The organism is Kitasatospora sp. NPDC005856, assembly GCF_040629945.1.
Taxonomy (GTDB): domain Bacteria; phylum Actinomycetota; class Actinomycetes; order Streptomycetales; family Streptomycetaceae; genus Kitasatospora.
Genome location: NZ_JBEXWT010000157.1, coordinates 1 through 10,164, shown reverse-complemented (window position 1 = coordinate 10,164; position 10,164 = coordinate 1). Strand labels below are relative to the sequence as shown.

The following is a 10,164-nucleotide window of genomic DNA, read 5'->3' as shown; positions in this document are numbered from 1 at the left end:
TCCGTGTACGGCGCCAACGCCGCGTCACACGCGTCGATCGCCTCCCGGAACACCGGCTCCGAGCCGTACAACTCCCCACCCATACCGACCCACTGAGCACCCTGCCCCGGGAACACGAAGACCGACCGACCCAGCGGACGGGCGGTCCCGGTGACCAGACCCGGCACCGACCGGCCCTCCGCCAGGGCCTCCAGCGCCTCCGCACCGCTCAGCACCGCGCGGTGCTCGAACACGGTGCGGGCGGCCAGAGCGCCCCCGACCGCCGCCGCGCTCACCGCGGGACGCACGGCGGCGAAGGCACTCAGCCGACGCGCCTGTTCCCGCAACGCCGCGTCCGACTTCCCCGACAGCACCCAGGGCACGACCCCGCCCGTGGACTCCGTCGAGACCCCGACCGGCTCTTCGGCAGCCGCCTCGATCACCACGTGCGCGTTGGTGCCGCTGATGCCGAACGCCGAGATGCCCGCGCGACGCACGTGGCCGTTGTCGGGCCAGGGCCGGGTCTCGGTGAGCAGCCGGATGTTTCCGGACTCCCAGTCGACGTGCGAGGTCGGCGCGTCGACGTGCAGCGTCGGCGGCAGTTCACCGTGCCGCATCGCCATGACCATCTTGATCACGCCCGCCACACCGGCGGCCGCCTGGGTGTGCCCGATGTTCGACTTCACCGACCCCAGCCACAACGGCTCCACCCGGTCCTGGCCATAGGTGGCCAGGAGTGCCTGCGCCTCGATGGGGTCACCGAGCGTCGTGCCGGTGCCGTGCGCCTCCACCGCGTCCACGTCCGCCGTCGACAGCCCGGCATTGGCGAGGGCCTGGCGGATCACCCGCTCCTGCGACGGACCGTTCGGCGCCCCGAGGCCGTTGGAGGTGCCGTCCTGGTTCACCGCCGAACCCCGGACGACCGCCAGCACCCGGTGACCGTTGCGACGGGCGTCGGACAACCGCTCCAGCAGCAGCAGGCCGGCGCCCTCGGCCCAGGCCGTACCGTCGGCCGCCTCGGCGAACGCCTTCACCCGGCCGTCGGGGGCCAGGCCTCGCTGGCGCGAGAACTCCGTGAACCCCAGCGGGGTCGCCATCACCGTCACACCACCGGCCAGGGCCAGTGAGCACTCCCCCGAGCGCAGTGCCTGCGCCGCCAGGTGCAGGGCCACCAGCGAGGACGAGCAGGCGGTGTCCAGCGAGACCGCCGCGCCCTCCAGCCCCAGCAGGTAGGCGATCCGGCCGGAGGTCACACTGGTCGCGGCGCCCGTTCCGAGGTAGCCCTCGGCGTCGGCGGGTGCCTGGTCGCCGTAGCCGGAGGACCAGATGCCGGTGAAGACGCCCGTCTGGGTGCCCCTCAGCGACGTCGGATCGATCCCCGCGTCCTCGAAGGTCTCCCACGCGGTCTCCAGCAGCACCCGCTGCTGCGGATCCATGGCGAGCGCCTCACGCGGCGAGATCCCGAAGAAACTGGCGTCGAACCCCGCCGCGTCCGAGAGAAAACCACCCGACCGCGTGTACGACGTCCCTGGATGATCCGCATCCGGATGGAACAACCCCTCGACGTCCCACCCACGGTCCGACGGGAATCCGCTGATCGCGTCCACCCCGCCCGACACCAGGCCCCAGAGCTCCTCCGGCGACCCCACCCCACCGGGATACCGGGCCCCCATGCCCACGATCACCACCGGATCGTCCGACGCCGGAACCGCGACCGGCGCCACCGGCACCACCGGCGCCACACCCCCGTCGAGGATCTGGCTCAGCAGGTGCTCGGCGAGTTGCCCCGGGGTGGGGTGGTCGAAGATGACGGTGGCGGTCAGGCGCAGGCCGGTGGCGGTGTTGAGGCGGTTGCGCAGCTCGACGGCGGTCAGGGAATCGAAGCCGAGGTCCTTGAACGGCTGCCGGTCCCATGCGGCCCCCGGTTCGCTGTGACCGAGCACGGCGGCGGTGTTGGCGGTGACCAGGTCGAGTGCGGCTCGCAGTCGTTCGACCTCCGGCAGTGACCGCAGGCGGTCGACGATCGCGCCGTGCCGCGCCGGGCGCCGGGCCGCCTTGCGGGAGACGAGGCCCTTGAGGGCCGCCGGGGCCGTCGGGGCGCCCGCCATCACGGACAGGTCCAGGCGTACCGGCACCAGCGCGGCGCGGTCCGTGGCCAGGGCCGCGTCGAACAGCGACAGGGCGTGGTCCGTGGCCAGCGGCACGACCCCGGCTCGCGTCAGCCGGTCCTGGTCGGCCTCGGTCAGGTTCCCGGTCATGCCGCTGGCTTCGGCCCAGAAGCCCCAGGCCAGCGAGGTCGCCGGAAGTCCGAGGGCACGCCGGTGCACGGCGAGGGCGTCGAGGAAGGTGTTCGCGGCGGCGTAGTTGGCCTGGCCGGGGCTGCCGAGCGTGCCGGCGGCCGAGGAGAAGAGGACGAAGGCCGTCAGGTCCCGCCCCCGGGTGAGTTCGTGCAGGTTCCACGCCGCCCGGGCCTTGGGCTCCCAAACCGCGGCGAGACGCTCGGGGGTCAGGGACTCCACGACGCCGTCGTCGAGCACGCCGGCGGCGTGGACGACCGCGGTCAGCGGGTGTGCGGCCGGGATCGAGTCCAGGACGGCCGCCAGCGCGTCCCGGTCCGCCACGTCACAGGCGGCCACGGTCACCTCCGCGCCCAGCCCCTCCAACTCCTCGCGCAACGCCGCCCCGCCACCACTACGGCTGACCAGCACCAGATGCCGCACACCCCGCTCGGCCACCAGATGCCGGGCCACATGGCCCCCCAGCGTCCCCGTACCACCGGTGATCAGCACGGTGCCGTCGGGGTCGACCGGCTGAGGAACAGTAAGAACGATCTTCCCCACGTGAGCGGCCCGGCTCATGAACCGGAACACGTCGACCGCGTCCCGGACCCCGCGCACGTCCAACGGCAGCGGGGTGAACCCACCGTCCGTGAAGGCCCGTACGACGGCCTCCAGGATCTCGCCGAGCCGTTCCGGCCCCGCGTCGGCGATGTCGAACGCCCGGTAGACGAGGTCGGGGTGGTCGACGGCGTCGCGGATGTCGGTCTTGCCCATCTCCACGAACCGGCCGCCGGGCACGAGCAGCCGCAGGGAGGCGTCGACGAACTCGCCGGACAGCGAGTCCAGGACCACGTCCATGGGCGGGAACTTCTGCTCGAACTCCAGGGTGCGCGACGAGGCGATGTGGTCCTCGTCCAGCCCCAGGGCGCGCAGGACGTGCCACTTGGCCGGGCCGGCCGTGGCGAACACCTCCGCCCCGAGCCTCCGGGCCAGCTGGATCGCCGCCATGCCGACACCACCGGTACCCGCGTGGATCAGCACCCGGTGCCCGGCCTCCAACCCGCCCAGATCACGCAGGCCGTACCACGCGGTCTGGAACACCACGGGCACGGACGCGGCCCGGGCGAACGACCAGTCGTCGGGCATCCGGACCAGCAGCCGCTCGTCGGCGACGGTGACCGGGCCGAAGGCGCCGGGGACCAGGCCCATGACGCGGTCGCCGGGCCGGAACCGGGAGTCCGGGCCGGTTTCGAGGACGACGCCCGCGCCCTCGCCGCCCATCAGGGCCTCGCCGGGGTAGACGCCGAGGGCGATCAGCACGTCCCGGAAGTTGAGGCCGGCCGCCCGCATGGCGATCCGGACCCGCCCGGGCGCCGGCGGCTCCATGAGCTCCGGGCGGGGCACCAGCGCCAGGTCGTCGATGCTGCCGGTGCCCGTGTCCTCCAGCCGCCAGGGCCCGTCCGGCGGGGTGAGGCTCGCGCCGACGCGGACCAGACGGGGCGCGCGCAGCGCCCCTCGGCGTACCGCGAGTTCCGGCTCGTCCGTGCCGGCGATCAGCGCGGGGTCCCAGGTCGAATCGGCGTCGACCAGGACGAACCGGTCGGGGTGCTCGGCCCGCGCGCCGCGGACCAGGCCCCAGACCATCGAGTGGTGGAGGCCGACCACGTCACCGGGCGCGGCGGCGACGGCGTTGCGGGTGACGACCACCAGCCGCGTCCGCTCGCCCGCCAAGTGCTCCCGGATCACGGCGAGTACGCTCCGCGCGCTCTCGTACGCCGCCTCGACGGTGTCCGCCTCGGGCTCCGGCCCGGGCACCTCGTGGACGACCAGGTCCGCGGGGTCGCCGCCCGTCGACGCCTCTTCGAGCGGGACCCAGTCGAGTGCGTACAGGCTGTCCGGGACGGCGGTGGCGTCCCGGACGGTCAGCGAGGTGATGACCGCGACCGGGGTGCCGTCCGGATCGGCCACGGCCACGGTGTACGTGTCCGGCCCGGTGGCGGACAGGCGTACGCGCAGCGTCCGGCTGCCCGCGGGCCGTATCGCCACTCCGGTGAACACGAACGGCAGGCCGGCGCGGTCGGTGAGGAACGCCATGGGGTGCAGGGCGGCGTCGAGCAGCGCGGGGTGCAGGGCGAACGGTTCCTCGGCGGGAAGCTCCACCTCGGCGTAGACGGTGTCGCCGACCCGCCGGGCCACCGTGACGCCCTGGAATGCCGGCCCGTACTCGTAGCCGAGCACGGACAGCGAGTCGTAGAGCCCGTCGACGTCGAGGGGCTCACCGGCCGACGGCCAGTCCCAGGCGCTCAGCACCGGCCCCTCGCCCAGGGTCCCGGTGGCGTGCCGCACCCACTCGTCGCCGTCGTGCGAGTACACCGTGAGCGGGCTGCGGCCGTCGTCCTCGGGGCCCACGACGACCTGGAGGTGCACCGGGGTGTCGTCGAGGACGAGCGGCGTTTCGAGCACCAGCTCCTCGACCGCGCGGCCGAGCCGGCCGGCCGCGTAGGCCGCCATTTCCGCGAACGCGGTGCCGGGCAGGAGGACGGAGCCCCGCACGGCGTGGTCGGCCAGCCACGGGTGGGTGGCGAGCGAGATCCGTCCGCTGAGCACCGCGCCGTCGGGCAGTTCCACGAACGTGCTGAGCAGGGGGTGGTCGCCCGACGCCGTCGGGACGGGCCGCAGCCAGTACGGCTGGCGCTGGAAGGCGTACGTCGGCAGGCTGACGGGCTCCGTGTCGTCCGGGAACCGCCAGTCGACCGGGACACCGTGGACGTGCAGGCGGCCGAGCGAGGTGAGGAAGTCGTCCTGGTCGCGCCGGAGCGTGCCGGTGACGAGGAGGTCGGAGCCGTGGTGGTGACCGGTCTCCTCGACGGAGGAGACCAGGACCGGGTGCGGGCTGACCTCGACGAAGACGGTGTGGCCGTGGTCGAGCAGCGCACGGGTGGTCCGGTCGAACAGCACGGGTTCGCGGAGGTTGCGGTACCAGTAGTCGGCGTCGAGGGCGGAGGTGTCGACGGGCTCCGCGGTGACGGTGGAGTAGAAGGGGACGCCCGCGCTCCTCGGGGTGATCCCGGCGAGGTCGGTGAGCAGTCGCTCGCGGATCGCCTCGACCTGGGCGGAGTGGGCGGCGTAGTTGACGGGCAGGCGGCGGGCGCGGATGCCGTCGGCCTCGCAGGCCGCCAGCAGTTCCTCCAGCGCGTCCAGATCGCCCGACACCACCACGCTGTCCGCCGAGTTGACCACCGCCACCGTCAGCCGGCCGTCCCAGCGGGCCGTGAACTCGGCGGCCCGCTCGTGCCCGAGGCCGACCGACACCATCCCGCCCTGGTCCGCCAGGGCGACCAGGGCCTTGCTGCGCAGGGCCACCACCTTCGCGGCGTCCTCCAGGGACAACGCGCCCACGACGTACGCCGCCGCGATCTCCCCCTGCGAATGCCCCACGACCGCATCGGGTTCCACACCATGGGCACGCCACAGCGCGGCCAGCGCCACCATCACCGCGAACAGGGCCGGCTGCACCACATCCACCCGCTCCAGCGAACCACCGCCGGCCAGCACCTCCACCAACGACCAGTCCGTGTACGGCGCCAACGCCGCGTCACACGCGTCGATCGCCTCCCGGAACACCGGCTCCGAGCCGTACAACTCCCCACCCATACCGACCCACTGCGCACCCTGCCCCGGGAACACGAACACCGAACGACCCAGCGCACCGGCCACACCCGTCACGACACGGGGATCCCCCTCCGCGAGAGCGCCCAGCTCCGCCAGGAGATCGGCCCGGGTACCACCCACCACAGCCGCCCGGTGGGCCAGCATCGTGCGGGTCGTGGCAAGAGCCCGACCGACCGCCACCGGCCGAAGCCCCGGGTGCGCGGTGAGGTGCTCCGCGAGCCGCCGCGCCTGGGCACGCAGGGCCTCGTCCGTCTTGCCCGACAGCAGCCACACGGCGGGCTCCACGGAATCGTCCGCGGCGGGCAGTCCGGGGGCTTCCTCCGGGAACTGCTCGATCACGACGTGCGCGTTGGTGCCACTGATGCCGAACGCCGACACGCCCGCACGGCGGGGGCGCCCCGTCTCCGGCCACGGCCGGGTCTCGGTCAGCAGGGAGACCTGGCCCGCCGACCAGTCGACGTGGGAGGTCGGCTCGTCCACGTGGAGGGTCCGCGGCAGTTCACCGTGCCGCATCGCCATGACCATCTTGATCACGCCCGCCACACCGGCCGCCGCCTGCGTGTGCCCGATGTTCGACTTCACCGACCCCAGCCACAACGGCTCGTTACGCCCCTGACCGTAGGTCGCCAGGAGTGCCTGCGCCTCGATGGGGTCGCCGAGCGTGGTGCCGGTGCCGTGCGCCTCCATCGCGTCCACGTCCGCCGTCGACAGTCCGGCGTTCGCCAGCGCCTGCCGGATGACGCGTTCCTGGGACGGACCGTTCGGCGCCGCGAGCCCGTTCGAGGCGCCGTCCTGGTTCACCGCCGAGCCCCGGACGACCGCCAGCACCCGGTGACCGTTGCGGCGGGCGTCGGACAACCGCTCCAGCAGCAGCAGGCCGGCGCCCTCGCCCCAGCTGGTGCCGTCGGCCGCCTCGGCGAACGCCTTCACCCGGCCGTCGGCGGAAAGCCCCCGCTGCCGCGAGAACTCGACGAACCCCGCCGGGGTCGCCATCACCGTCACCCCACCGGCGAGCGCCAGCGAGCACTCGCCCGCCCGCAAGGCCTGCGCCGCCAGGTGGATCGCCACCAGCGACGACGAGCACGCCGTGTCCACCGACACCGCCGGGCCCTCCAGCCCGAGCAGGTAGGACACCCGGCCGGACGTGGCGCTGGTGGCCGTTCCGGTGGCGAGGAAACCTTCGAGGTCCGGCGGCGGCTGGTTGCCGTAGCCGGAGGACCACAGGCCGGTGAACACGGCCGTACGGCTGCCGCCGAGTGTGGTCGGGTCGATGCCGGCGTGCTCGAAGGTCTCCCACGCGGTCTCCAGCAGCACCCGCTGCTGCGGGTCCATCGCCAGTGCCTCGCGCGGCGAGATGCCGAAGAACCCGGCGTCGAAGCCGGCGCCGTCGGCGAGGAAGCCGCCCGATCGGCTGTAGGTCGTGCCCGGCCGGTCCGGGTCGGGGTCGTAGACGACGTCCCATCCACGGTCCGGCGGGAATTCGGTGATCGCGTCGGCACCGTCCGAGACGAGCCGCCACAGGTCGGCCGGGGACTCCACTCCGCCCGGGTAGCGGCAGCCCATGCCGATGATCGCGATCGGCTCGCGCGCGGCCTCCTCCATGTCGGCGAGGCGCTTGCTGAGCACTCCCAGGTCGGCCGTGGCGCGCTTGAGGTAAGTGCGGAGCTTCTCTTCGTCGGACATCGCTACTTCTCCTCAGCGTTTCGGGACTCGCCCGATCGGATGACCTCGGTCCTGCGGTGCGCATCGTCCAGAAGGCTGAACAGTTCGTCGTCGCTGGCCTCGTCGACACCGGCCGCGGAGCCGGTGCGTTTGGCGGTCCAGGCCGCGAGTAGTGCTTCGAGGCGGGCCGCGACGGTCTCGTAGTCGGCGTCGGCGGCTGCCGCGTCCAGGGTGGACTTGAGTTGGTCGAGTTCGGCGAGCAGGGGGTCGGGTTCGGTGCCGTGCAGCCGGGTGTGCACGAAGGCGGCGAGGCGGGCCGGTGTCGGGTGGTCGAAGACGAGCGTGGCGGGCAGGCGCAGGCCGGTGTCCGCGTCGAGCTGGTTGCGCAGTTCCACGGCGGTGAGCGAGTCGAACCCGATGTCGGTGAACGCCTGGTCGGGGTTGACCGCCTCCGGTGACGAGTGCCCCAGGACGAGGGCGACCTGGCCCACGACGAGTTGCAGCACGTCGGCCTGCGTCCACACGCGGTCGGTGGCCTGCCTGCGCCGGGGCCGTACCAGCTCCCGCAGCAGGGCGGGCGGGTCGCCGGCCCGTCGCAGCGCCGGCAGGTCGAACCTGACGGGGGCGAGGGTCGGGGTGCCCGCGGTCAGCCCGGCGTCGAACAGGGCCAGCGCGTCCGCCGTCGGCAGCGGCCGTACGCCGGCCCTGGCCAGGCGGTGCCGGTCGGTGGCACTCAGGCCTCCGGTCATGCCGCTGGCCTCCGCCCAGTAGCCCCAGGCGAGCGACACGGCCGGCTGTCCCTGGGCGTGCCGGTGTGCGGCGAGGCCGTCGAGGTACGCGTTCGCCGCCGAGTAGTTCGCCTGGCCCGCGCCGCCCAGCACACCGGCCGCCGACGAGAACAGCACGAACGCCTCCAGGTCCGAGGTCAGTTCGTGGAGGTGCCGCGCCGCGAGGGCCTTCGGCTCCCACACGCGCGCGAACTGCTGCGGGGTGAGGGATTCCACGACGGTGTCGGCCAGCGTGCCCGCGGCGTGGACCACCGAGGTGACCGGGTGTTCGGCGAGCAGCCGCGCCACCGCCTCGCGGTCGGACACGTCGCACGCCACGATGTCGGCGGTCGCGCCCAGCGCGGCCAGGTCGGCGGTCAGTGCGGCCGCGCCGGGGGCGTCCGGGCCGCTCCGGCTGACCAGCAGCAGGTGCCGCACGCCGTGCCGTACGGCGAGGTGGCGGGCGATCGTGCCGCCCAGGGTGCCGGTGCCGCCGGTGACGAGCACCGTGCCCTCGGGGCTGAGCAGCGAGGGCAGCGGTTCGGTCCGCGCCCGTTCGAGGCGGGGGACGTGAACGGCGCCGGCGCGGATCGCGAGCTGGGGTTCGTCACCGGCCAGCCGGACCCCGTCGCCGTCGTCACCGTCGACCAGCACGAACCGGCCGGGGTGCTCGGTGGCGGCCGACCGGACCAGGCCCCAGACGGCGGCAGCCTGCGGGTCGACGTCCTCGCCCGGACGGACCGGCACGGCGTTGCGCGTGGCGACCACCATGCGCGGGGTGTCCGTGGTGAGGAAGTCCTGGATCACCCGCAGGGTCTCGACGGGTGAGGTGGCGTGGTGGACCGGGATGTCCGGTTCGGTGGTCACCGCTTCCAGGACCGGCCACACCACCTGGTACGGCACCTCCCGCGTGGTGGCCCCGGTCGGCCGGCGCAGGGTCAACGAGGCGATCTCGGCGATCGGCGCGCCCGACTGGTCGGCGAGGCCGATCGCGCAGGTTTCCTGGCCGGTCATGGTCAGCCGGACCCTGGCGTGCTCGGCGCCGCGCCACCAGGAGATCCCGGCGAAGGAGAACGGCATCTTCGCCCGGTCGTCGGCGACGGTCACGGTCTGGATCGCGGCGTCGAGCAGGGCGGGGTGCAGGGCGAACCGGGTGTCGCCGGGGGGTACGGCCACCTCCGCGTAGAGGGTGTCGCCGTCGCGCCAGGCCGCTCGCAGGCCTTGGAAGGCCGTGCCGTAGGCGAATCCGGCGTCGGCGAGGTTGTCGTAGAAGGCGTCGAGGTCGACGGCTTCGGCGTGCGGCGGCCACTGCCGTGCCCAGGGGTCCCGTGGTGCGACGGTTACGGCGCCCAGGGCCCCGGTGGCGTGCCGTATCCACTCGCCGTCCGTGCGCGAGTGGATCGAGAGGCTGCGCCGGCCCGCCCGGTCGGGGCCGACGGTCACGGACACCTGCACGCCGTCCGCGACCACCAGCGGTGTCTCCAGCGTCAGGTCCTCGACGGCCGGGCAGTCGACGTGTTCGCCGGCCCGGAGCGCCAGGTCCACGAACGCCGCGCCGGGCAGCAGGGGCGAGCCCGCGATGACGTGTTCGGTGAGCCACGGCTGCGCGGCGGTGGCGAGTTGTCCCGTCAGCACCACGCCGTTGTCGTCGGGGAGTTCCATGGCGTCCCGCAGCAGCGGGTGGTCGATCCGGCCGTCACCGGTCGGTGCCGGGGTGGTGGGCTGGAGCCAGTAGTGCTGGTGCTGGAAGGCGTACGAAGGCACCCGCACGCCCGGCGTTCCCGCCGTCGTGGTCGCGGGTGGCG

The 10,164-nt window shown here is 73.7% G+C and carries 2 protein-coding genes; both read right to left on the bottom strand.

From position 1 onward, the window contains the following. Positions 1-7,613 (bottom strand): SDR family NAD(P)-dependent oxidoreductase (locus ABZ449_RS40775; RefSeq protein WP_360356864.1); only part of this gene is annotated, 7,613 nt, incomplete at its 3' end. 2 nt (positions 7,614-7,615) lie between these two features. Then, positions 7,616-10,164, bottom strand: a 2,549-nt coding sequence (locus ABZ449_RS40770; protein WP_360356861.1) for a type I polyketide synthase, incomplete at its 5' end; no start/stop codon positions are given.